At 38.5% G+C, this 22,387-nt stretch carries 23 protein-coding genes; 6 read left to right on the top strand and 17 right to left on the bottom strand.

The features are described 5' to 3' along the window. Positions 1-32 precede the first annotated feature (32 nt). The 3 genes from G3I01_RS01615 (at position 33) to G3I01_RS01605 (ending at position 3,789) form a co-directional block, all read left to right on the top strand. On the top strand, positions 33-1,163 hold the full coding sequence (locus tag G3I01_RS01615) for a DegT/DnrJ/EryC1/StrS family aminotransferase (protein WP_219550524.1): 1,131 nt from the start codon (positions 33-35) through the stop codon (positions 1,161-1,163). A gap of 31 nt (positions 1,164-1,194) precedes the next feature. Continuing rightward, positions 1,195-2,478, top strand: coding sequence for an amidohydrolase family protein (locus G3I01_RS01610; RefSeq protein ID WP_219550523.1), 1,284 nt, complete (start codon positions 1,195-1,197; stop codon positions 2,476-2,478). A 114-nt stretch (positions 2,479-2,592) separates the two neighbouring features. Beyond that, positions 2,593-3,789, top strand: a complete 1,197-nt coding sequence (locus tag G3I01_RS01605; protein WP_219550522.1) for a hypothetical protein — start codon at positions 2,593-2,595, stop codon at positions 3,787-3,789. A gap of 55 nt (positions 3,790-3,844) precedes the next feature. Here the strand turns inward: G3I01_RS01605 and G3I01_RS01600 are convergent, their stop codons facing one another. The 6 genes from G3I01_RS01600 to G3I01_RS01575 form a co-directional block, all read right to left on the bottom strand. Then, a complete protein-coding gene (locus tag G3I01_RS01600; RefSeq protein WP_219550520.1) occupies positions 3,845-6,196 on the bottom strand; it encodes a hypothetical protein in 2,352 nt (783 codons plus the stop codon). Between the two features lie 212 nt (positions 6,197-6,408). Continuing rightward, positions 6,409-7,293 carry an ACP S-malonyltransferase gene (gene fabD, locus G3I01_RS01595; RefSeq protein ID WP_219550519.1) on the bottom strand — a complete coding sequence of 295 codons (885 nt, stop codon included), beginning with the start codon at positions 7,291-7,293 and terminating at the stop codon, positions 6,409-6,411. A gap of 95 nt (positions 7,294-7,388) precedes the next feature. Then, the gene (locus G3I01_RS01590) at positions 7,389-7,889 is read right to left on the bottom strand and encodes a pyridoxamine 5'-phosphate oxidase family protein (RefSeq protein WP_219550518.1); all 501 of its coding nucleotides are present in this window, start codon (positions 7,887-7,889) and stop codon (positions 7,389-7,391) included. A gap of 97 nt (positions 7,890-7,986) precedes the next feature. Beyond that, a complete protein-coding gene (locus G3I01_RS01585; protein WP_219550517.1) occupies positions 7,987-8,847 on the bottom strand; it encodes a fructosamine kinase family protein in 861 nt (286 codons plus the stop codon). Then, complete coding sequence (locus G3I01_RS01580; RefSeq protein ID WP_219550515.1) at positions 8,834-9,316, bottom strand: dihydrofolate reductase; 483 nt, start codon at positions 9,314-9,316, stop codon at positions 8,834-8,836. The genes G3I01_RS01585 and G3I01_RS01580 overlap by 14 nt, the downstream gene beginning before the upstream one ends. 6 nt (positions 9,317-9,322) lie before the next feature. Then, the gene (locus G3I01_RS01575; protein WP_219550514.1) at positions 9,323-9,781 is read right to left on the bottom strand and encodes a 2TM domain-containing protein; all 459 of its coding nucleotides are present in this window, start codon (positions 9,779-9,781) and stop codon (positions 9,323-9,325) included. A gap of 63 nt (positions 9,782-9,844) precedes the next feature. Here G3I01_RS01575 and G3I01_RS01570 point away from each other — a divergent pair, with 63 nt between their 5' ends. Both G3I01_RS01570 and G3I01_RS01565 read left to right on the top strand, forming a co-directional pair. Further along, positions 9,845-10,921 carry an aminotransferase class V-fold PLP-dependent enzyme gene (locus tag G3I01_RS01570; RefSeq protein ID WP_219550513.1) on the top strand — a complete coding sequence of 359 codons (1,077 nt, stop codon included), beginning with the start codon at positions 9,845-9,847 and terminating at the stop codon, positions 10,919-10,921. A gap of 199 nt (positions 10,922-11,120) precedes the next feature. Next, the gene (locus G3I01_RS01565; RefSeq protein ID WP_219550512.1) at positions 11,121-11,411 is read left to right on the top strand and encodes an isoamylase early set domain-containing protein; all 291 of its coding nucleotides are present in this window, start codon (positions 11,121-11,123) and stop codon (positions 11,409-11,411) included. 38 nt (positions 11,412-11,449) lie between these two features. On the opposite strand, the gene G3I01_RS01560 is transcribed toward G3I01_RS01565, so the two are convergent. The 11 genes from G3I01_RS01560 to G3I01_RS01510 form a co-directional block, all read right to left on the bottom strand. Next, positions 11,450-11,731: a DUF427 domain-containing protein gene (locus G3I01_RS01560; RefSeq protein ID WP_219550511.1), complete on the bottom strand. Its 282-nt coding sequence runs from the start codon at positions 11,729-11,731 to the stop codon at positions 11,450-11,452. 19 nt (positions 11,732-11,750) lie between these two features. Further along, complete coding sequence (locus G3I01_RS01555) at positions 11,751-12,719, bottom strand: L-histidine N(alpha)-methyltransferase (RefSeq protein ID WP_219550509.1); 969 nt, start codon at positions 12,717-12,719, stop codon at positions 11,751-11,753. Between the two features lie 13 nt (positions 12,720-12,732). Beyond that, positions 12,733-13,896: an ergothioneine biosynthesis protein EgtB gene (gene egtB / locus G3I01_RS01550; protein WP_219552741.1), complete on the bottom strand. Its 1,164-nt coding sequence runs from the start codon at positions 13,894-13,896 to the stop codon at positions 12,733-12,735. A gap of 96 nt (positions 13,897-13,992) precedes the next feature. Further along, complete coding sequence (locus G3I01_RS01545; RefSeq protein ID WP_219550508.1) at positions 13,993-14,403, bottom strand: energy transducer TonB; 411 nt, start codon at positions 14,401-14,403, stop codon at positions 13,993-13,995. Positions 14,404-14,427: 24 nt separating this feature from the next. Beyond that, the gene (locus tag G3I01_RS01540) at positions 14,428-14,805 is read right to left on the bottom strand and encodes a TonB family protein (protein ID WP_219550507.1); all 378 of its coding nucleotides are present in this window, start codon (positions 14,803-14,805) and stop codon (positions 14,428-14,430) included. 27 nt (positions 14,806-14,832) lie between these two features. Beyond that, positions 14,833-15,657 carry a thymidylate synthase gene (locus G3I01_RS01535; protein ID WP_219550505.1) on the bottom strand — a complete coding sequence of 275 codons (825 nt, stop codon included), beginning with the start codon at positions 15,655-15,657 and terminating at the stop codon, positions 14,833-14,835. A gap of 128 nt (positions 15,658-15,785) precedes the next feature. Next, positions 15,786-16,757 carry a YihY/virulence factor BrkB family protein gene (locus tag G3I01_RS01530; protein ID WP_219550503.1) on the bottom strand — a complete coding sequence of 324 codons (972 nt, stop codon included), beginning with the start codon at positions 16,755-16,757 and terminating at the stop codon, positions 15,786-15,788. Between the two features lie 138 nt (positions 16,758-16,895). Then, positions 16,896-18,602, bottom strand: a complete 1,707-nt coding sequence (locus tag G3I01_RS01525) for a nucleoside transporter C-terminal domain-containing protein (RefSeq protein ID WP_219550500.1) — start codon at positions 18,600-18,602, stop codon at positions 16,896-16,898. 6 nt (positions 18,603-18,608) lie between these two features. Next, the gene (locus tag G3I01_RS01520; RefSeq protein WP_219550498.1) at positions 18,609-19,232 is read right to left on the bottom strand and encodes a bifunctional nuclease family protein; all 624 of its coding nucleotides are present in this window, start codon (positions 19,230-19,232) and stop codon (positions 18,609-18,611) included. Between the two features lie 84 nt (positions 19,233-19,316). After that, positions 19,317-20,285, bottom strand: coding sequence for an electron transfer flavoprotein subunit alpha/FixB family protein (locus tag G3I01_RS01515; protein ID WP_219550496.1), 969 nt, complete (start codon positions 20,283-20,285; stop codon positions 19,317-19,319). Positions 20,286-20,339: 54 nt separating this feature from the next. Next, positions 20,340-21,086, bottom strand: coding sequence for an electron transfer flavoprotein subunit beta/FixA family protein (locus G3I01_RS01510; RefSeq protein WP_219550494.1), 747 nt, complete (start codon positions 21,084-21,086; stop codon positions 20,340-20,342). Between the two features lie 307 nt (positions 21,087-21,393). Here G3I01_RS01510 and G3I01_RS01505 point away from each other — a divergent pair, with 307 nt between their 5' ends. Beyond that, positions 21,394-22,371, top strand: coding sequence for a pyruvate dehydrogenase complex E1 component subunit beta (locus tag G3I01_RS01505; RefSeq protein ID WP_219550492.1), 978 nt, complete (start codon positions 21,394-21,396; stop codon positions 22,369-22,371). Positions 22,372-22,387: the final 16 nt, after the last annotated feature.

The following is a 22,387-nucleotide window of genomic DNA, read 5'->3' as shown; positions in this document are numbered from 1 at the left end:
TCGTATTTTCGTATCGCTGAAAAATATTGCAAATGAAAAAGATTCAAATGGTTGACCTGAAGGGTCAATATGAAGGAATAAAAAATGAAGTAAATCAGGGAATTCAGGAAGTTTTAGAGGAAACGTCCTTTATTAACGGGCCTCATGTTCATGGATTTCAAAAAGAACTTGAAGAATACCTAGGGGTAAAACATGTGATTCCCTGTGCCAATGGTACAGATGCATTGCAGATAGCGATGATGGGTCTGGGCCTTAAACCCGGAGATGAAGTGATAACGGCCGATTTTACTTTTGCCGCCACGGTAGAAGTGATCGCCTTACTCCAGCTAACCCCGGTGCTGGTAGATGTAGACCCGGAAACCTTCAATATAGATCCCGAAGAGATCAAAAAAGCAATTACACCAAAAACAAAGGCAATAGTTCCGGTACATTTATTTGGACAAACGGCAGATATGGATGCGATCATGGAGATCGCCAGAGAACATGATCTTTATGTGATCGAGGATAACGCCCAGGCTATAGGTTCTAATTATCACTCAAAGAATGGAACCAGTAAGGCCGGAACCATCGGCGATATTGCTGCAACTTCTTTCTTTCCGTCAAAAAATCTAGGATGTTACGGTGACGGTGGAGCTATTTTCACCAATAACGATGAGCTGGCACATACTATTCGCGGAATTGTAAATCATGGAATGTATGAACGTTACCATCACGATGTGGTTGGTGTGAACTCCAGGCTTGATAGTTTTCAGGCTGCTGTTCTTAGAGCTAAACTAAAAAATCTTGACCTCTATAATGAAGCCAGGAAAGAGGCTGCTATAAAATATACAAAAGCCTTGCAGGATCACGAGGATATTATTACTCCAGTGAGATCTGGCGATTGTGATACCCATGTTTATCATCAGTATACGCTGAAGATAAAAAATGGCAAAAGAGATGCTTTAGCGAAACATCTACAGGAAAAGGGAATTCCCTTTGGTGTTTACTACCCAATTCCGCTTCATCGCCAGAAAGCTTATGTTGATGATAGATATAATGAAAAAGACTTTACCGTGACAAATAAACTGGTAGAAGAGGTTATTTCCCTGCCAATGCATACCGAATTAGATGATGAGCAGATAGATTATATCACTGCAAGCATTCTGGACTTTCTGAATAAGTAAACAGTAACCAATAGAACTAAACCAATATTTTATGAAAAAACTGATCGCAATTTTAGCCGCCATTTTTATTACTACAAATTTAATGGCGCAGGAAATTTATATTCATGCGGGAAAATTAGTAGATACCAAAAATGGAAAAGTCCTTAAAGACCAGACTATTATTGTATCAGGGAATAAAATAAAAAGTATTGAAAAAGGTTTTATTGACCCCGATTCTTCAGAGGATCAGCTCATAGATCTCAAGGATAAAACAGTTTTACCTGGTCTAACTGATATGCATGTTCATATAGAAAGCGAGACCAACCCGAGTAAATACCTTCAAAGATTTACTAATGATCCTGCAGATGATGCTTTTAATTCTGTAGGTTTTGCAGAAAAAACGCTTATGGCTGGTTTTACCACCGTTAGAGATCTTGGAGGTGCTGGTGTGAATATTGCCTTGAGAGATGCCATTAATAAGGGAAGTATCGTGGGGCCTAGAATTTTTACCGCTGGGAAATCCCTTGCAACTACAGGAGGACATGCCGATCCTACCAATGGTCTGAATAGAGAAATGGTAGGCGACCCAGGTCCAAAAGATGGAGTGGTAAACAGTGTAGAAGATGCCAGGAAAGCCGTTAGACAACGCTATAAGAATGGAGCAGATCTTATTAAGATAACTGCTACCGGCGGTGTTCTGAGCGTGGCAAAAAGTAGTTCGAATCCGCAGTTCTTTGAAGAAGAGATCGAAGAGATAGTTCGTACGGCGAACGATTATGGTTTTCATGTTGCTGCCCATGCTCATGGTGATGAAGGGATGCAAAGAGCGGTGAAAGCTGGAGTGAAGACCATTGAACATGGAACACTTATGAGCGAGGAAACCATGGACCTTATGAAAGATTATGATGCCTATCTTGTGCCTACCATCACTGCAGGAAAAGAAGTAACTGAAAAAGCGGAAGTAGAAAATTACTATCCTGAGCTGGTTGTTCCTAAAGCCCGAGAAATTGGTCCGCAGATACAGAATACTTTTTCAAAAGCCTATAAGCGAGGTGTTCCAATAGTATTTGGAACCGATGCCGGAGTTTTTAAACATGGCGAAAATGCCAGGGAATTTGGTTATATGGTAGAAGCAGGAATGCCAGCGATGGAAGCCATCCAGGTTGCTACCATAGTACCTGCTAAAATTCTGAAGATGGAAAGCGAAAGTGGCCAGCTGTCTGAAGGATTCTATGCAGATATTATCGCGGTAGATGAAGATCCAACCGAAAATATCAAGACTTTGGAGGACGTTAAGTTTGTGATGAAAGAGGGAGTAATTTTTAAAAATGAATAATTAGCTGTTCCTTAGTGTTTTAGATTTTTATCTTAAAAATTTCTTAATTAAAACTTATTTTATGCTTTAGTGTTAGGTTATCTTGGGCCCCTTAAAACAAATAATCAAACACGAATGAAAAAATTACTTACGCTGGGCTTGTTCCTGTTTAGCGGAATTATGGCTATTGGCCAGATCAATTACGAAAAGGGATATTTTATAAAAGAATCTGGGGACAAAGTAGAGGCATTTATTCGGAATTCAAATTCGATCCAAAAGGAAGGGAAATTCAATTTTAAGCTTACGGAAAAAGGAATAGTGAATAGTATTTCTGCCTCAGAAGTTCAGGAATTGGGCATTGGGGATGATACTAAATTTTTAAGCCGGATCATTCAAATTGACCAATCCAGCTCTATTCAACGATCTCTAGATGAAAACAAAGATCCTGATTACAAAGAAAGTCGAGAATTCATTCAGGTTTTAATTGAAGGTACTGCCAACCTGTATTTCTACAAATTTAAAAATAATCAATACTATTATAGCACCCAGGAAGACCGGGATATTAAACCTCTGGTTAATAAAAAGTATTTAGTTGATGACTCTAAAATTGAGGAAAACAACCTTTACAGAAGACAGTTATTTGACCATCTTAAATGTAATTTTGAAAAATCACCGGTTTTTCAGGAAATAGATTACAAGCGTGATGATCTTATTGATTTTTTCAGGCGTTATAATGAATGTAAAGATGAAGATTACAAAGATTACTCCAAAAGGGATAATAAGTTTGAAGTAAACCTGAATTTACGTCCTGGAATAAATCAAAGTACCTTCCAGTTAGTTTTCGGGGATCGTAGAGGTTCAAAAAGAGAGTTCAGTAAAGTAAGCGAAATAGGTTTTAGATTAGGTGTTGAAGGAGAATTTGTCTTGCCTTTTAATCGTAATAAATGGGCTTTTACTGTAGAACCTGCTTATCAGTATTTTTCCTATGAAGAGGTAAGATATGACCAGGAAGTAAGGGTCGATTTTTCGTCGGTTGAGGTACCCATTGGACTTCGTCATTATCTATTTCTAAACGAAGACTCCAAGATATTTATAAATGCTGCCTTCGTGCCAATTTTCAATATTAAATCTGATGTCTATCTTCAGCACTATGATGACATTGGTCTAGCGGACAAACCTTATTTTTCCGGTGGAATTGGCTTCAAATACAAAAATAAATATTCGGCAGAGTTCCGGGTTGGATCAAAAAGGGATATAATTGTGAATCGAGAAACCAGATGGCATTCAGATTTTCAGACCATTTCTTTTATCGTAGGATATAGTATTTTCTAAAGATCAAAAAGGATTATATAAAAAGCCCGACCTAAATGATCGGGCTTTTTCAATTCTAATTTATCTCCAGGCTGATGTTTTCGGAAATTAATTTACCGTCGATCGTCATGCCTTCAATGAAAAGATCTATCTTATTCTGAAGCGTGTTCAGGATTTTAAAACTTGCTTTTCCATTGTCATTCAGGCTTATATTCTTTTTCCAGTCGATAACACCGTAATCAGTAAATAGAGCATCGGTATAGGAACGATATTGTGGCGTGTAGAATTCTTTATCCCTGGCAAAACCAGCATTAGACAGAAATTTATAGGTGTTGGGAGAGTAATTTCCATCGGTGTCCGCTCTCTTTTGACCTGATAAAGTATTGATTCTTATAATACCTCCAAAGCTGGTTTTTCCCATCACCGCACCACCATTTCTATTGATATAGATCGATTCTATTTCTGATGTTTGCAGTCCATAGAGGATTGAATTGTCGGTAAGGTTCACCCCGTCAAGCTGAATTACCGGTTCGATTAAACGGCCAAACCGCGTGTTGAAGATATAAATTTGACCATTCATATTATCCCTCCTTACCTTAAAGCCATTCATCGAAATATAACTGGTAACAAACGGATATTGTTTCTTGATTTCATCATCTATCTCTAGTTTTGTCCCGAAATTATTATTCTCAATATCGACTTCTTCTTTTTTGGTAGCGGTAACTGTAATAGTATCCAGAGACTCTCCTGTGCGAATAAAGTTTCTATAATCACCAAGCTGGCTTGTTCCTCCATCTTGCTGAAAGGTTTCTTGATTAGACTCTTTCGAAATATCCAAATTACTCAGGTTGTCATTAGGTGGAAGAACTCTAACGTAGATATTAGGTTTTACGATCTTTTGCTTTTTACCCCTGGTTACACCAATATTAATATTCGTGCTATCAATAATAAATAGTTCTGATAATCTGAAACTTTTATTTTCATCCAGGTTCACAATTTCGAATAAACCCAATTCGTCAGATTTAAGAAAGACTTTATCCCCAGGCTCGGTACTATCGTTATTAACGGTTCCCTGTACCGTAAATCCATTTTTTAAAGATGAACTTGTTTTATCCGCATTAAAAATTTCCGGCCACGTGTATTTGCTCCAGCCTTGATTTAGTAATAAAAGGTCCAGGTCATATAACCTTCGCCTTAAGTTGACATCGCTGGCGAAATAGTATTCGGGATGCTCGATATTACCTTTTATATAAGGTTTTAATTCAAACTGAGAAATGATGTTATGTCTAGGGTGGTAAGATTTATTTCCGGAAGGTAATACAGATATGCTCAAGCTATTTGGGTTGAGGGAATCTACAGTTGTAGTAAGATTTAAAACCAGGCTGTCATTTTCCTTTTTTACGAAATTAGCAGAAACTGAAACTCTACGTTTTGCTATGTCTTTATAGATCATTCTTTCAACTAAAGGATTAAAATCCTCATCAAAAACAGTTACTATATTGATCCCATTAAATAGCATTTGATTCTTTAATGGAATAACTTTTTTAGGCTCATCTTTATCAAATTTGAATTCCAGTGTTTTTATTTCAGATCCATTATGAATGAACATTTTAAAAGTTTGATCATAGATCTTCTCCAGGCTTTGTTTATTGGTATTAATACGAGCCATATAATCATTTCCAAGTCTTTCTATGGAAAGATTGATTCCTGTAGTTTTTGCTTCTGGTAACATGGTTGAAATTTGGATCGTGTCAATCATGGTAATCAACCGGTAGCTTTTTTCTGGCTTTGGAACGATTTGGAATTTTCCCATTCCAAATTGATTGGAATTGATCACTTTTAAGGTGTCTCCCGATTCATCAAGTAAATAACCCTTCATTTCCCTAGCCTCTCCATTTGAATCCAGAATTTTAAATCCAACCGAATTTTCAGTATTTTCAAGCATATGCCCACCTTCCGGTAACACCTGTAGATCAAAATTTCGTGGGGCAGAACTTTTTGAAGTTCCTGAAACTATTTTGATTGGTTGCTGAAAAAAGTTACTTGATTTTCCATCCTGGCTTGCTACCAGGTAATAAGTCCCTGGTCTAAATTTTCTTAGATTAAAGAAACCAGTTCCTTTGCCTCCATTGGTAAGGATTACTTTAGAAATGATCTTTTTATTTTTTTCATCGAACAGGGCTACTTGCAGATTAGTAGTTTCCAGATCGGGAATATTTAAAAAAGGTTGATAAATATAGGCTGAGAACCAAAGTTCTTCTTTTGGCAGAAAAGTGGTTTTATTAAGATGAAGAAAAACCGACTTATCCTGATTCGAAAAGTAATTAGCGTAATCGTCCTGAAGCTTGACTTCCATTCTCTCCTGAGCAGATATTTTTACGGAATAGCTAAATAATATCAGCAAAATTAAAGGGGTAACTTTGAGCATGTAAATAGAGTGGTTAAGATTTTAATGATCTATAGGTAGGGCAGAATGATCACTTTAAATTGAATTGGCAATAAAAAATTGCTTGAAGTAGAAAGATATAAAAAATGATTAATAAAGGAGATATTTTTATGCCTGTGTGGAGGATTTAATCTATGGTATAACAAAAAAAGCCCGATCATATGATCGGGCTTTATAATTATAAGAGATCGAAATTATTCGATACCTGCTGAAGCGGTCTGCGCGCTACGGTCTATTTTCTTAACCAGTCCCTGTAATACTTTTCCAGGACCAACTTCAATAAATTCTGAAGCGCCGTCCTTGATCATATTTTGTACAGACTGCGTCCATTTTACTGGAGCGGTCAATTGGAATACCAGGTTTTTCTTGATCTCTTCCTTATCGGTCACTGCAAATGTGCTAACGTTTTGATATACCGGGCAGGTAGGATCATTAAAATTTGTATTCTCTATGGCTGCCGCAAGGTCTTTTCTTGCCGGCTCCATTAGTGGCGAATGGAAAGCTCCACCTACTGGGAGGATCATCGCCCTTCTCGCTCCTTTTTCTTTAAGGTTTTCACAGGCTCTTTCTACCGCGTCGTAAGCTCCTGAGATAACCAGTTGTCCTGGGCAGTTATAATTTGCTGCAACTACGATACCTTCAGTATCGGCACAAACGGCTTCCACCATTTCATCTTCCAGGCCTAAAACGGCTGCCATAGTAGAAGGTTCTAATTCACAAGCTTTTTGCATTGCCTGTGCTCTTTGTGAAACCAGTTTTAAACCATCTTCAAAACTTAAGGTCTTGTTCGCGACCAGGGCCGAGAATTCTCCTAAAGAATGTCCAGCAACCATATCTGGTTTAAAATCGTCCCCAAGCACTTTGCTCAAAATTACAGAATGAAGAAAAATTGCGGGTTGGGTAACTTTGGTTTGTTTCAGGTCTTCTGCAGAACCTTCGAACATGATATCGGTGATAGAAAATCCAAGAATATCATTTGCCTTTTGAAAAAGTTCTCTGGCCTCAGCCGATTTTTCGTAAAGGTCAAGTCCCATACCTGTGAACTGTGCTCCCTGACCCGGAAATATATATGCTTTCATAAATTCTAATTTTTTGCTCAGCAAAATTAGGCATAAAATAAAAGACCTCATAACAAATGATCTGCTATGAGGTCTCTTCCGACAAATACAAGTCTTTATAACTCTAATTTTCCTTTTTCTCCAATATCCTGGTTATTACCACTTACTGCGGCCATTCCTAATTTAAACAAGGTGACCATTTTATTGTCTTTATTATCCCAGTAATAAGCTTCTTTCGGGTTTATCTTAATGGCAGTGATACTAGGATCATCTTTTCCGTCGAACCAGGCGTTATCAGCCTTAGAATAAAGTTCATGGATCACATCGCGATTGGTTTCGATAAATGCTTCTCCATAGATACTAAGGAATTCCATTTCAGAAGTACCGCTGTATAGCAACTGTACATCGCTGTCTTTTTCAATATTCTTATTGTGTTCGCTGGAATTCTTACTTAGGAACCAAACTGCACCATGATCATCTACCTGTTTAGTAGACATAGGAACTGCGCTTAGAGGTTTCTGATCCATATTAGTTACCAGCATGCAAAAATCAATATCTTCTGCAAGTTCTTTGATCTTTTCTCTAGCCTTATCGTCATATAAATTTTTAGTACTCATAGTTATTTTTTATTTGATATGAATATACTTTAGAAGAAATGGCTATTGCGCTAAGGAACTGCTAAAAAAAGGAAAGCCGATGTTAAGAAGTGTAAAATCAGCCGTACTTGCGAATGATATTTGTTACCTGGGATTTGTAACCGGCACCAAAGATATTCAGATGAACAAGCAGATAATATAGCTGCCATAACTCAATTCTTTCCTGCCAGCCTTCTTGCAGCGGAAATGTTTCATCGTAGACTCTAAAAAGACTTTCATTGAAGCCTCCAAATAATTTCATCATTCCCAGGTCCATTTCCCGGGGAGCATAAGCAACGGCAGGATCTATTAAACAGGGCTCACCTTGTGCGTTCACAATATAATTGCCGTTCCACAGGTCACCATGTATAAGCGAAGGTGGTTCATTAGGGATGAGGTCCCGGCAATTTTCAAAAAATCGATCCGGAATATTTAATTTAAAGCCTTTATCTGCGGCCATTTCAATTTGCGGTTTAAGACGCATTTCAATATAAAAATCTGCGGCTGAATCTCGGTTTTCGTTGTATTGCGGGAGGCTTCCAATATAATTATCTTTTTCCAGGCCGAATGTATCCCGGGTTTCCCGGTGAAGTTTCGCTAACCTCTCCCCGAATAGTTCCCAAAAATCTTGCTTTTTTGAAGCCGACTCTTTGTGCTCCAGAAGTAAATAGGAATATTGATCTTCGGTCCCGGTATGGATAGGTTTTGGAACATCTATCACCCTGGGTTGTATTAAATTTTCAAGCCCAAGTTTTTCAGCGTCGAACATCCCCGGAAATCTACTCGTATTATTTAGCTTTAAAACGAATTTTTCAGTTTCGGTTTTCAGAAGAAAAACCTCATTGATATCTCCGCCACTAAGAGGAGAGGCCTCAGAAAGTTTAATTCCGAAATCTTCAGCGATATTTTCGACGATGTTCTGAAACCTACCTACGCTCATAAGTTAGATAAGTAAAAGAATAGTCATGCTTTTCATCTTTTTCATGGAACTTTTCATCTATGAGTTTCCATTTTTCTTCATCGATCTCGGGAAAGAAGGTGTCGGCATCAAACTCGCCATGTACTCGGGTAAGTTCAATTCTTTCAGCTCTATCCATTCCCATTTTGTAGATCTCACCTCCACCTATAATGAAAGGTTGCTCATCAAGTTTAGAAACACGTATAGCTTCTTCCAGGGAATTTACAACTATAGCACCCTCAGGATCGTAATCATTCTTTCGGGTGATGATAATATGAGTGCGGTCTGGTAATAATTTAGGAAAAGATTCAAACGTCTTCCTGCCCATAATTATGTGATGCCCCGAGGTAAGCCTTTTAAATCTTTTAAAATCATCTGGCAGGTGCCATACGAGATCATTGTCTTTCCCAAGTGCGTTATTTTCTGCCGCGGCAGCAATCATTGTAATCATGAAATATTAACTATTTATTGGTTCATCCGGATTTTCAGGGCTGATTCTTTTTGGCGGATGGTCTTGTTTTATGTAATCGCTGTCTTTTGGAGCCGGGTGATCTTTTTCAACTTTTTCCTGTAGTTGTGTGATCTTTTCTTTTTGTTTCTTAACAAGTCGGTCCACTTGTTTAGCTTCCCAATCCTTGCCCATAAAGCTATCTACTACCATAACATTAAAGAAATGGATGAGAAAGATCAATCCCCATAAAAGCACGGCCCATACGAACCAGTTCTGTCCGAAAGGCTTGAATTCGACTTTATAGCCAATGACCACATTAAGAATAATTAGCAGCACTGCGCCAATCAGGAAAAAAACGAAATGCTGGAATAACCTTTTTTTCTGTCTGGCTCTTTTCCTGGCGTTTTCGTATAACTCCCTTTGTTCGTAATCTATTTTAGAAGTGTTTTTCTTTTTAGAAAACATAATAACAATTACATTAGTGTAGTATCAAATTTACATTTTTATCAAAAGAACTCCCTAACGCTTATGGATAATTTAAGAAAAGGCTTTCCTGTACTTGAACAGTATACATATTTAAATACCGCGGCATCTGGCCTGTTACCAGAAAAAGTCTGGGAATACCGACAGGAACATGATCTTGATTTTTTTCTGAAGGCCAGTCTTTTAAAGGAAAAGATGGGAGATATTTTAACCGGGGTAAGGGAGAGTGTAGGTAGGTTCTTTATGTGCGCTCCAAACCGTGTGGCTTTGGTGCCTAATTTTTCGTATGGTTTTAACAGCATACTGGAGAGCATTGATAAGCCTAGTAAAGTGTTGTTGCTCAAAAACGATTATCCTTCTATCAATTGGGCCGTGGAATCCCGAGATTTTAGAGTGGTATATGCAGATATAAATGAGAAACTGGAAGAAAACATTATAGCTCAGATCGAAAAAGAGCAACCTCATTTTTTTGCTTTCAGCCTAGTACAATGGATCAACGGCGTGAAATTAAATGTCGAATTTTTAAAGAAGCTTAAGGCAAAATTCCCTGATGTTATTCTAATAGCTGATGGCACTCAGTATTTTGGAACTGAAGCTTTCGATTTTGACGCCTCTGGTTTGGATATTGCTGTTAGCAGTTGTTATAAATGGATGAATGCTGGTTATGGTAACGGCTTTATTCTTTTTAATGAAAGTGTACAGGGAAAAATTTCCCCCAAGAATCTAGGTTTTGGATCCTTACAGGGTAAGTATAAGGCTCATGAAGGGAATTTCATTGGAAAATTCGAACCGGGACATTATGACACACTTAACTTCGGAAGCCTGAAAGTTGCCATAGATCTATTGCAACAAACTGGAATGGAGCTTATTTCAGAAAAGATAAATAAGCTTAAAACTATTGCCCGGGAAAGGTTCGCAGAGGCAGGCCTGTTAGAGGAATGGACACTGCAACGAGAGGATTACTCTTCTTTATTCAATATTAAAGGAGATGAACAGCTTTTTAATAGGTTGAAAGGCGAAGGGATCATTACTTCGCTGCGAGGTGAGGGAATTCGGGTTAGTATGCATTATTTTAATTCAGAAAAAGATCTAAACCGACTTTTTAAGGCGTTAAAAATCTAAATTTCAGACTTTTTGAAAGGTTTTTCTTCTTTAAAAAATGCTAATTATTATTAGAAAATCGTTTTCGTATTTCTGAATTTTCTATTAATTCATCTTATACTTTCGAAATTCGAAAAAATGCACATAACATTCTGATTGTTATTGTTTTATAGGGTTTTATTATTTTAATTTGAAGCATGAATTATTAAAAAAAGTAGTCATGCCAATTACAAAACAGTACCTAAAATCTAAACCGGAATGCAAGATCACATTTTGTGTACCTGCAAAAGACGCCAGCAAAGTTGAAGTTGCCGGTGATTTTAATGATTGGAATTCATCAGAATTGAAAAAATTTAAGAATGGTAATTTCAAGGCTCAGTTCAATTTACCTGTAGATCAGAAATATCAGTTCAAATATATAATAGACGGGAAGTGGGAAAATGAAATTGAAGCAGACGGATATCAATGGAATGATTTCGCAGCTGCCGAGAACAGCGTGCTGGAAGTTTAATTGAACTTCATGGTTGCTGAGGTTATTATAAATTGTATTTACTCAGTGACTTTTACACCGTTCCAAAAGGCAACATAGTTCTCGATGGGTTTCGCAGCATGGCTCGACTCTGGATAATACCAGGCAGCATCCTTATTGAGCTCCCCATCAATTTCTATATGAAGGTATGAAGCCTTGCCTTTCCATGGGCATCTGGTGTGTGAGTCACTGGGTTTAAAGAATTCCTCTTTAATATCCTCTCGTGGAAAATAATGGTTGTTCTCCACGATCTTTGTATTAGAACTTTCAGCGATAACTTTATCTTTCCAGATAGCTTTCATCTAATTTCTTATTTAGAATTTACTTTCTTCTAAATATATAATTTTTATAGGAGTTTTCCTTGTCGGCGAAAGACTTCTCTACGCTGAGGCCAGCCTCATCGGCAAGCCATTTTACGACAGAATCGTCATATTTCTGAGAGATCTCGGTGTGAATGGTTTCCCATGGAGCAAAATTGATCTTTAGATCGAGTTTCTGAATGCTCACCTGTTGTTGTTCCTTGCTTACCAAAAAGCTTTTAGCAGTACCGGTTTCAGGATCATAGGTTTCCCAGTGCAGAAATTTGTCAGGATCAAAATTGCCTTGTAGTTCAGAATTTATTCTAACCAGAAGATTTTTGTTGAATTCTTCGGTGATTCCTGCAGGATCATTATAGGCGTCCAGAATCTTCTGTGGATGTTTCTTTTGGTCGAATCCCATGAACAACATGTCTTCCTTGCTCATCGCCCGGGCAATATGTTCCAGAAAATCGACTGCTTCTTTATGAGAAAGATTACCAATATTACTTCCCAGCACCAGGATAACCTTTTTCCTGGTATTGTATTCTGAGAGCTTTTCCAGGGTTTTAAAGTAAGTTCCCTGTTGTACTCTAACCTTGGCCTCGGGGATTTCCTTTTCCAGAGATTCTTTGAGCTCGTCTAGTACATTCTGGCTTATATCTATTGGTAGATAATCAAATTTATGTCCTTTCTCAACTAATTTCTTCAGGAGTATCTTGGTCTTTTTTCCGTCTCCCGCACCAAGTTCAATAAGGTCTATACCTGATTCATTGCTGAAAGATGATACTATATCTTCAGCATTTAACTCTAAGATATTGAACTCGCTGGTAGTTAAATAATATTCGGGCATATCCATGATCTGTTGAAAAAGCTTATCGCCCTTTTTATCATAGATATACTTAGACAATAAATATTTAGGATCACTAGTAAGTCCTTTAAAAGTATCCTCAGCAAAGGCCGATTCAAACATGATTTCTGGTTGATTTTTCATTTAAATCTACTAATTATTTTACCAGTCTGAAGCCTGTGAATTGCCATCTGAGCTGTGGATGAAAGAAATTTCTATATGTTGGTCTGGTATGGTCTCGCGATGTGGCTACAGATCCCCCTCTAAGTACCTTTTGATTCACCATGAATTTACCGTTGTATTCGCCAAGGGCACCATCCGGTTTTTGATAATTAGGGTAGGGGGAGTAGGCGCTTTCTGTCCATTCCCATCGACTTCCCCATTGAAAATTTTTCTGAGCGGTTTCCCATTCTTCTTCTGTAGGAAGTCTCATTCCTTTCCATTGGGCATAGGCGAAAGCTTCATAATAGGAAATATGGGTGACCGGGGCTTCTGGAACTAATTTCACCAGTCCGTTTAGAGTATATTGGTGCCAATTTCCTTCAATTTTGTGCCAGTAACTGGGACGATCAATTTTATTCTCGTTGACCCAATCCCAGGCTTCTGCATGCCATAGAAGTACATCTTCATAGCCTCCAGCTTCAATAAATTCAATAAACTCTTTATTGGTGACCAGTTTACTTGAAATACTGAAATCACACAGATAAGTCTTATGCACACCCTTTTCATTGTCGTAACAAAAACCATCAGATTTATATCCAATTTCATAAACCCCTTCTGATATATCTATCCACTCCCGTTCAAAATCCTGAACAGGATTTTCTTCAAAATCATCATTGTACTTTGGCAATAACGGGTTGTTACCGAGGATATATTTAATGTCTGTATAAAGTAATTCTTGGTGCTGTTTCTCATGATGGCAACCAATTTCTATCACCTCCAAAGCTTCATTATCCAATTCTTTATTGGTCATGAGGTCTATGATCTTACCGGTGACATATTCTCTGAAATCATAGATCCAGGCAACCGTTGGGCGTGATAGGTTACCACGATTGGTCCGTATAACTTTTTCGCCTACACTTTCATAATAACTATTAAAAACATAAGCCGTATTCTTATCGAATAAGGTATGTTCTGAAGAGTATTTTTTTAATACGAATTCCTCAAAGAACCAGGTGGTATGGCCTAAATGCCATTTGGGAGGGGAAACATCTACGATTGGCTGAACCACATAATCTTCAGTTTCCAGAAAGGAACAGATCATTTCTGAATCTGCCCTGGTCTCTTTAAATAATTGTAGTAATTGATTTTGTGAAAGCATAAAAAAAGAGTGACACTTTTGGGTATCACTCAAATTTACAATTTTTTAAAAACGACGTAGATAATCAGTCGTTAAGGTGGAGTTAAAACTCCGCTCTTAGAACGTAAGAGGAATAGTATATTTGATAGCTTTAGCTTTGCCACCAAGTTTTCCTGGGGTCATAGGAGGTATGGATTCCATCAATCTTTGAGCTTCCTTTTTCAGTACAGGAGATTTACTTTCTACCGAGTTAACCACTACTTTGCCTTCTTCATTAACCTCCATAGAAACGGTTGCTTTACCTCTTATATACTCACCCTTTTCATTTTTGGAATATTTGATATTTTCTTTAATATGCTTTGATAGCATTTTATTGAAACAGGCTTTTTTGTCTGCACTATCCTCACAGCCTTGCCAAACCGGTGCTGTCTCTTTCATCGTGACCTTGTTACCTTTAACTTCAACATCATCCTGGGCGAAGCTGGTCATTCCGGTTAGCATTAAAGCTATTATCAGTAATTTTTTCATAATATTTATTCGTTAAGTATTCAATTAGAGATTAAAAGGAACGGTAAATGTTCTCGAATCGGGTTCTCCATTCAGTGTTCCAGGTTCCATTTTTGGTATTTTTATGATCATTTCCCTGGCAGCCTGATTTACCTGTGGTTCAGATCCTTCAATAGAATTTACAACAACCTCGCCATTTTTATTTATATCGAAAGAGATGGTCACTTTCCCCCGTATATATTCACCAGCATCGTTTTGAGGATACTCGTAGTTCTCACGAACGTGTTGAGATAGTTTCTGGTTGAAACATTTTTTTACATCTTCGGCATTTTCGCAGCCAGGCCAAACCGGGGAAGTTTGCTGAGCACTGGCCAGGCTAATTCCTCCAATCATAAAAATGGCTATAACTACTAACTTCTTCATAATTATTTAAATATTTTAAAGGTTAAACTATACCGCAACACGGGCTTTAATCCCCGGATACGGATCATAATCCTCTAAAATAAAATCTTCAAACTTAAAATCAAAAATATCTTTGATCTCTGGATTCAACTTCATGGTTGGAAGTCGTCTCGGTTCCCTGCTTAACTGAAGTTCTACCTGCTCCATGTGATTGCTGTAAATATGCGCATCACCAAGGGTGTGAATAAAATCTCCGGCTTCATAGCCACATACCTGGGCCATCATCATGGTAAGTAAGGCGTAGGAGGCGATATTAAAAGGCACTCCAAGGAAAATATCGGCACTTCGCTGGTATAGCTGGCAGGATAATTTACCATCTGCTACATAGAACTGAAAAAAGGCATGGCAGGGAGGAAGAGCCGCTTTACCATTGGCAACATTTTCTGAAAATGAAACCGAGGTGTCTGGTAACACTGAAGGATTCCATGCAGAAACTAGCATTCTTCTGCTGTTCGGGTTGGTTTTTAAGGTTTCCATGATCTCTTTGATCTGGTCTATTTCTTCACTATTCCAGTTTCTCCATTGGTGGCCGTATACCGGTCCCAGGTCGCCATTTTCATCTGCCCACTCGTTCCAGATGCGCACACCGTTTTCTTTAAGATACTCAATATTGGTATCACCTTTAAGAAACCAAAGCAATTCGTAAATTATAGACTTTAGATGTAGTTTTTTTGTGGTCACCATGGGGAAACCTTTGCTGAGGTCAAACCGCATCTGGTAGCCGAAGACACTCTTAGTGCCGGTTCCCGTACGGTCGCCTTTTTGGGCTCCGTTTTCTAATACATGTTTAAGAAGGTCGTGATACTGTTTCATTTTCGGGCACTTTTAAACTGGAATTGCTTCAATTTTAATTCCAATAAAAATAACAAAACAGGTAAAATTTGAGGTCTTATTTTAAACTGAATCGGGAATAGTTATCAACTTTGTATCAACGAAAAGGATCAGTCATCGCAATCTACGGCACAGCGGTCAGCATGATAAGCATTGCGTTCACCCATAGGTTTTTCCTGTCCTATCGTGGTGTCGTACCTGGTTTGATGTTCCATTTCTGAATTTATTTCGGCACCCATTAACACGATAAAGGCGGTTAAAAAGAGCCAAAGCATAAGAATGGCCACAGCAGCAAAACTGCCGTATAGGTCATCATAACTTCCAAAGTTGCCCACATACCACGAGAATAGCATAGATCCCGCCAACCATAAAATGGTTCCCAGGATCGCTCCCCAGCTAACCCACCTGAACCTTGGGCTTCTTCGGTTTGGAGCTATCTTATACACCATACTTAAAGTTGAAATTAGTATAAGCCCTAAAATTACCCAGCGAAACCAGGTAAGTGTCTTTTCAATTTGCGTGGGAAAGCCAATTTTATCTATCAGTAACGGGAAGAAGATCACGATTAACAGACTAATAAGTCCCAAGACCAATCCTCCTAATGTGAACAATAAAGTAATAAGGTTCTTTTTAACAATATTCCTGTTTTCCGGTTGATCATAGGCGATATTCACTCCTTGAAATAAAGCATTAGTTCCTTTGTTCGCACTCCAGATACTAATTAGGATACTTATTATCAAGCCCCAACCGATCTCTTTTCTTGTTTGTTGAATCACTGGATCCAGTATATCTGAGATCATTCCAAAAGCTTTTGGAGGCATGATGAGATCCAATCTTGATATCTGTGCTTCTATTTGAGAAGGATCCAGAACCAGGCTGTAGATAGAAATAGCAGCAACTATGGTTGGAAAAATAGAGAGAAAAAAATAAAAAGCGACTCCTGCAGAAACGATCTGGACATGATCCACCTTCATTTCGTGCCACACCCGTTTACCGATATCTATCCATCCCTTTAATGGGATCTGGTGAGGCCATTGAGCCTCTTCACCACGGTAAACTGTCTTTTTATTGTTGTTGTTCATTCTTTAAAATATAATAAACATCTGCTATGCTCTACTTTTTCAGTCTGGAAAAAGCTAAGGAGCAATTTAGAGCTTATCTATTACCTTAAAGAAAATCAAATTAGAAAGTTTTCTAAAAACTTAGGCTGACTTCAGTTTTTATCCAATGATCATACCGGCGATGGTAGCTGAAAGTAACGATGCTAAAGTACCACCAATTAAAGCTTTCATCCCAAATTCAGAAAGGGTTTTTCTCTGCCCTGGTGCCAGTGATCCAATTCCACCAATCTGAATACCTATGGAAGCGAAATTTGCAAATCCACAAAGCATGTAGGTTGCCATGATCACCGATTTCTCGTAATTAAGACTTAGCGCATTAGCTGGGTTTTTAAGGTCTGCCAGCTGCACGTAGCCTACGAACTCACTCGCTGCCAGTTTAATTCCCAGTAGTTGTCCCATGAGCATCATGTCTTCTTTGGCGACTCCAATAACCCACATCAATGGCGCGAAAATGATTCCCAGAATAGATTCAAGGGAGAATTTGGAATAGGGTGTATACTCGGCCATTACGCTATTCAATGTGGTTAGTCCGCCAATATATCCAAGGATATAATTGATCATGGCAATGAAAGCGATAAATACCAGGAGCATAGCCGCCACGTTAGCCGCAAGTTTCAAACCTTCAGTGGTTCCATTCGCGATTGCATCAAGGATATTAGAACCTATCTTTTCCGAGGAAACTTCCACATCTGTGTTCACAGCTTCCTGTTGCGGATATAAAATTTTTGAAATTACGATCGCCCCGGGAGCAGCCATTACAGATGCGGCAAGAAGGTGCTTCGCAAATTGCAGTCTTAATGCAGGGTCATCGCCTCCAAGAAATCCAATGTAAGCAGCGAGCACACCACCGGCTACAGTGGCCATACCTCCAACCATAACCAGAAGGATTTCAGACCTTGTCATCCTTTCCAGGTAAGCTTTGATCATTAATGGAGCTTCGGTTTGTCCAAGGAAAATATTACCTGCAACGCTTAAACTTTCAGGGCCCGAGATCCCGAGTAATTTTGTGAGTATCCACGCCATTCCTTTTACTACGATCTGGATCACGCCAAGATAGAAAAGGACAGAGGTTAATGCAGAAAAGAAAATGATGGTTGGTAATACCTGAAAAAGGAAAATAAATCCAAAACTGTCCACATCCATCATCCCGCCAAGCAGGAATTCACTACCTGCAGCGGTAAAGTCCAGGATTAGAACGAAAATATTTCCAACAAATTCGAAAACCTTCTGAACCACAGTGATCTTTAAAACTCCAATAGCTAGGATCAATTGTGCGGCTAGGCCCAGGCCAACGGTCTTCCAGTTAACTGCCTTTCGGTTACTGCTAAAAAGAAAAGCGATGATGATTAGAACCATCATTCCAATTATTCCACGAATCAGGCTTGAAGTGCTTATCCCTGCACTTGGGATCATTTTTTTGGCAGTTTTCGCCGGAATTACCTCTTTTGCAGATTGATCTGTAGCTTTTAAATTGAAAACCGAACCATTAGAGGAAATCGCCATAGTGGAATCTGTAAGAGCAGAAACCCTAAGGTTTTGAATGGTATCTTTAGGAGTGTTATAGAATAATACCAGAAGTTTATTCTGATATAAGTAGTCTCCAGAGGCAATAGTATCGTTGCCGGAGGCGTCTAAAAATTCAAATCTTCCTTCCTTGAAATTTAACTCTTTGGCGTTTCCAAAAGTCTGTTCCTGCAAGGAAACATCCTGAGTGGAGTCGAGTTGCCAGTTCTTTGAAATAGTTTGAGCGGAGGCTGATGTAATAGAAAATACAATCAGGAGTAGGCAACACCAGATTTTGTTCATTTCGGGTTATTTTCTTTTGGAAATTTCGTCCCTGATACGGGCCGCTTTTTCGTAATCTTCCTGATTAACAGCTTGAGAGAGTAGTTCATTTAATTCTTCCAGAGACATTTTCTTGTAATCTGAAGTGCCTTCTGAAGGTAGATCTATTTCTTCATTCAGAAGTTCTTCTTCGATGATCTCTTCTTCCTTCCCTTCCTTTTCACGCTGCTTTTCATCAGCCTTCAAATAAATTCCAGCTTTATCAAGAATGTTTTTATAGGTGAATATTGGTGCGTTAAATCTTAAGGCCAACGCAATAGCATCACTGGTACGCGCGTCAATAATTTCTTCAATCCCGTCCCTTTCGCAAATAAGGCTGGAGTAAAAAACACCATCAACCAGTTTATGAATGATGACCTGTTTCACCACGATCTCAAACCTATCTGAAAAGTTCTTGAAAAGGTCGTGGGTAAGCGGTCTTGGGGGTTTTATTTCTTTTTCCAGAGCGATGGCAATTGATTGTGCCTCAAATGCCCCTATCACAATAGGCAATTTACGCTCGCCCCCAACTTCGTTGAGGATCAATGCGTAAGCTCCGTTTTGTGTTTGACTATAAGATATTCCCTTAATATTCAGTCGCACTAAACTCATACTTAAGTAAATTAAAAAGGCTGTCTAAAATAAGGACATTCACCATATTTAGACAGCCCCTTTATGGGTCGCAATTTATGAAAATTATGCGTTTTTCTCTTTAAATTCCTTCAATTTTTCATTTAGCTTCGGTACCACCTCAAAGGCATCACCAACAATTCCGTAATCTGCGGCCTTAAAGAATGGCGCTTCCGGATCATTGTTGATCACAACTTTGGTTTTAGCAGCGTTAATTCCTGCTAAATGCTGGATAGCTCCTGAAATTCCAACAGCGATATATAAGTTTGAAGCTACCGGTTTACCGGTCTGGCCCACGTGTTCACTGTGAGGTCTCCATCCCATATCACTCACTGGCTTAGAGCATGCAGTTGCCGCACCAAGGATATCTGCCATTTCTTCGATCATTCCCCAGTTTTCTGGACCTTTAAGTCCACGACCTCCGGAAACAACAACTTCTGCATCTGCGATAGTTACCTTATTAGTAGCTTTATCAACAGATTCAACGTTTACAGAGAAATCCTCTTCAGATAGGCTTGGGCTAAAATCTTCAGCTGCAGCATCTCCCTGAACTTCCTTGATGCCGAAGGCATTCTTAGAAAGTCCAATTACCTTCACATCTGTATCGATCTTTGTGAAATTGAAAGCTTTATTGGTGAAAGCAGTTCTTTGAACTGTAAAAGGATCTGTACTTTCTGGTACTGCTACCACATTAGAAGCATAACCTGCTTCAAGTTGTACCGCCAATAATGGCGCAAGATATTTACTATTCGCGCTCTGGCTAAGAACAACAACTTTGCTTCCTTCTTTCTCTGCTGCCTGTTTGATGGCATCAGAATATGCTTCTGCGTTGAAATTCTTAAGTTTCTCGTTGCTTACTTTTAGAACCTTGTCTACTCCATAAGTACCAAGTTCTGAAACGTCTTCTGCATTAAAAGTGATCGCAGTAACCGATGTTCCCATCATTCCTGCAACTTCCTTCGCATAAGAAGCAACTTCGTAAGAAGCTTTTTTAAATTTTCCTTCTTCTGATTCTATATATACTAAAACTGACATTTTCTTCTGTTTTTTAATTTTTGAAATTCCTTTTTGACCTTATCTGTCTTGAAATTAGATCGCTTTGGCTTCGTTGTGAAGCAGATCGATCAATTCGTCAAGATTATCTGGGTCAATAAGTTTTACATCTCCTTTTGGAGCAGGTTTTTCAAATTTTACAGCCTCTGTCTTGGTAGCGGTTTCTGCCGGTTCAACCACGTTCAATGGTTTTTTACGAGCCTGCATGATACCTCTCATATTAGGGATACGAAGATCGCTTTCTTCTACAAGACCTTTTTGACCACCAATAACCAGTGGAAGGGAAGCGGTTAAAGTTTCTTTACCACCGTCAATCTCACGAATTGCTTTAGCTTTTTCTCCTTCGATCTCTAAACTGATACAGTTGTTCACGAAATTAGCTTTGATCAATTGAGCTAACATTCCTGGTACCATTCCTCCGTTATAATCGATAGATTCTCTTCCAGCGATCACTAAATCATACTCACCATCTTTTACCACTTTAGCTAATTCTTTAGCCACCTGGTAACCGTCTGTAGCTGGAGTATTCACGCGAATTGCGCTATCTGCACCAATAGCCAGAGCTTTTCTTAGAGTAGGCTCGGTTTCAGCTCCTCCAACATTTACAACATCTACACTCGCGCCTTGTTTTTCCTTGAACCACATTGCCCTCGTTAAACCAAATTCATCGTTTGGATTAATTACAAACTGAACACCGTTAGTGTCGAATTTAGTATCTCCATCAGTGAAATTGATTTTTGATGTAGTGTCAGGCACGTGACTAATACATACTAAGATTTTCATATATAAGTTTATTTTTTTAATAAAACGTTTTCGGAGACGAAGGTAAGTATTTTTATCTGAAAAATGCTATGCATGCATAATAAATTTGATTAAAAAATTGGGTTGAATTTTAAGTAATATTTAATGTTTCATCCATATAATCTTTTATCGTTCATAATTATCTGTCAAAAATTGAGAATATTGTTAATAGCGTTTTCAGAGTTTAAGATATTGCAGAAGAAGCGAAAATTTTAATCTTCAAATATGGTATATACCTTAATGAATTACTATTTTTGCTGTGCAGGAATAAAAAATAAGATTTTATATAATGAGGACAATTCAATTTAGAGAAGCCGTTGCAGAAGCGATGAGCGAGGAAATGCGTCTGGACGACAGCATCTATTTAATGGGAGAAGAAGTTGCTGAATATAATGGAGCTTATAAAGCTTCAAAAGGAATGCTAGACGAATTTGGTCCTGAAAGAGTAATAGATACTCCTATTTCCGAGCTTGGTTTTGCAGGTATTGGAGTTGGATCTGCGATGAATGGTAACAGGCCTATCATCGAGTTCATGACCTTCAACTTTTCTCTTGTTGGAATTGACCAGATCATAAATAACGCCGCTAAGATGAGACAGATGAGCGGTGGGCAATTCAATATTCCAATTGTTTTTCGTGGGCCAACAGGTTCAGCGGGTCAGTTAGGGGCAACGCACTCTCAGGCTTTTGAAAGCTGGTTTGCTAACACTCCCGGACTAAAGGTAATTGTTCCTTCTAATCCTTATGATGCTAAAGGCCTTTTAAAATCGGCAATTCGTGACGACGATCCGGTGATCTTCATGGAAAGTGAGCAGATGTATGGGGATAAAGGAGAAGTGCCGGAAGATGAATATCTAATTGAAATTGGTAAGGCTGATATCAAGAGAGAAGGTACAGATGTAACTATCGTATCTTTTGGGAAGATCATAAAAGAAGCCTATAAGGCTGCTGAAGAACTGGAAAAAGAGGATATCTCTTGTGAAATTATTGATCTTAGAACAGTTCGTCCTATGGATCATGATACCATTCTTGAGTCTGTTAAGAAAACCAATCGCTTAGTGATTCTTGAAGAAGCATGGCCATTTGGTAACGTTGCTACAGAAATTACATATCAGGTTCAATCGAAGGCATTTGATTATTTAGATGCTCCGATCGTGAAGCTTAATACTGCCGATACTCCGGCTCCATATTCACCAGGTCTTTTACAGGAGTGGTTGCCTAATAGCGACGATGTTGTTAAAGCTGTGAAAAAGGTAATGTATAAGTAACCTTAATCAACCTATA

Origin of the sequence: Gramella sp. MT6 (assembly GCF_019357415.1) — a bacterium.
Lineage (GTDB): Bacteria > Bacteroidota > Bacteroidia > Flavobacteriales > Flavobacteriaceae > Christiangramia.
The sequence above is the reverse complement of the archived record's forward strand: the minus strand, read 5'-3'. Positions and strand labels throughout refer to the sequence as shown.

Coding starts and splice junctions, on each gene's coding strand:
- G3I01_RS01565 (WP_219550512.1), top strand. CDS start 11,121: ATGCCAATTACAAAACAGTACCTAAAATCTAAACCGGAATGCAAGATC.
- G3I01_RS01505 (WP_219550492.1), top strand. CDS start 21,394: ATGAGGACAATTCAATTTAGAGAAGCCGTTGCAGAAGCGATGAGCGAG.
- G3I01_RS01610 (WP_219550523.1), top strand. CDS start 1,195: ATGAAAAAACTGATCGCAATTTTAGCCGCCATTTTTATTACTACAAAT.
- G3I01_RS01555 (WP_219550509.1), bottom strand. CDS start 12,719: ATGAAAAATCAACCAGAAATCATGTTTGAATCGGCCTTTGCTGAGGAT.
- G3I01_RS01570 (WP_219550513.1), top strand. CDS start 9,845: ATGGATAATTTAAGAAAAGGCTTTCCTGTACTTGAACAGTATACATAT.
- G3I01_RS01560 (WP_219550511.1), bottom strand. CDS start 11,731: ATGAAAGCTATCTGGAAAGATAAAGTTATCGCTGAAAGTTCTAATACA.
- G3I01_RS01510 (WP_219550494.1), bottom strand. CDS start 21,086: ATGAAAATCTTAGTATGTATTAGTCACGTGCCTGACACTACATCAAAA.
- G3I01_RS01525 (WP_219550500.1), bottom strand. CDS start 18,602: ATGAACAAAATCTGGTGTTGCCTACTCCTGATTGTATTTTCTATTACA.
- G3I01_RS01600 (WP_219550520.1), bottom strand. CDS start 6,196: ATGCTCAAAGTTACCCCTTTAATTTTGCTGATATTATTTAGCTATTCC.
- egtB (WP_219552741.1), bottom strand. CDS start 13,896: ATGCTTTCACAAAATCAATTACTACAATTATTTAAAGAGACCAGGGCA.
- G3I01_RS01535 (WP_219550505.1), bottom strand. CDS start 15,657: ATGAAACAGTATCACGACCTTCTTAAACATGTATTAGAAAACGGAGCC.
- G3I01_RS01515 (WP_219550496.1), bottom strand. CDS start 20,285: ATGTCAGTTTTAGTATATATAGAATCAGAAGAAGGAAAATTTAAAAAA.
- G3I01_RS01530 (WP_219550503.1), bottom strand. CDS start 16,757: ATGAACAACAACAATAAAAAGACAGTTTACCGTGGTGAAGAGGCTCAA.
- G3I01_RS01590 (WP_219550518.1), bottom strand. CDS start 7,889: ATGAGTACTAAAAATTTATATGACGATAAGGCTAGAGAAAAGATCAAA.
- G3I01_RS01520 (WP_219550498.1), bottom strand. CDS start 19,232: ATGAGTTTAGTGCGACTGAATATTAAGGGAATATCTTATAGTCAAACA.
- G3I01_RS01540 (WP_219550507.1), bottom strand. CDS start 14,805: ATGAAGAAGTTAGTAGTTATAGCCATTTTTATGATTGGAGGAATTAGC.
- G3I01_RS01585 (WP_219550517.1), bottom strand. CDS start 8,847: ATGAGCGTAGGTAGGTTTCAGAACATCGTCGAAAATATCGCTGAAGAT.
- G3I01_RS01580 (WP_219550515.1), bottom strand. CDS start 9,316: ATGATTACAATGATTGCTGCCGCGGCAGAAAATAACGCACTTGGGAAA.
- G3I01_RS01575 (WP_219550514.1), bottom strand. CDS start 9,781: ATGTTTTCTAAAAAGAAAAACACTTCTAAAATAGATTACGAACAAAGG.
- G3I01_RS01605 (WP_219550522.1), top strand. CDS start 2,593: ATGAAAAAATTACTTACGCTGGGCTTGTTCCTGTTTAGCGGAATTATG.
- G3I01_RS01615 (WP_219550524.1), top strand. CDS start 33: ATGAAAAAGATTCAAATGGTTGACCTGAAGGGTCAATATGAAGGAATA.
- G3I01_RS01545 (WP_219550508.1), bottom strand. CDS start 14,403: ATGAAAAAATTACTGATAATAGCTTTAATGCTAACCGGAATGACCAGC.
- fabD (WP_219550519.1), bottom strand. CDS start 7,293: ATGAAAGCATATATATTTCCGGGTCAGGGAGCACAGTTCACAGGTATG.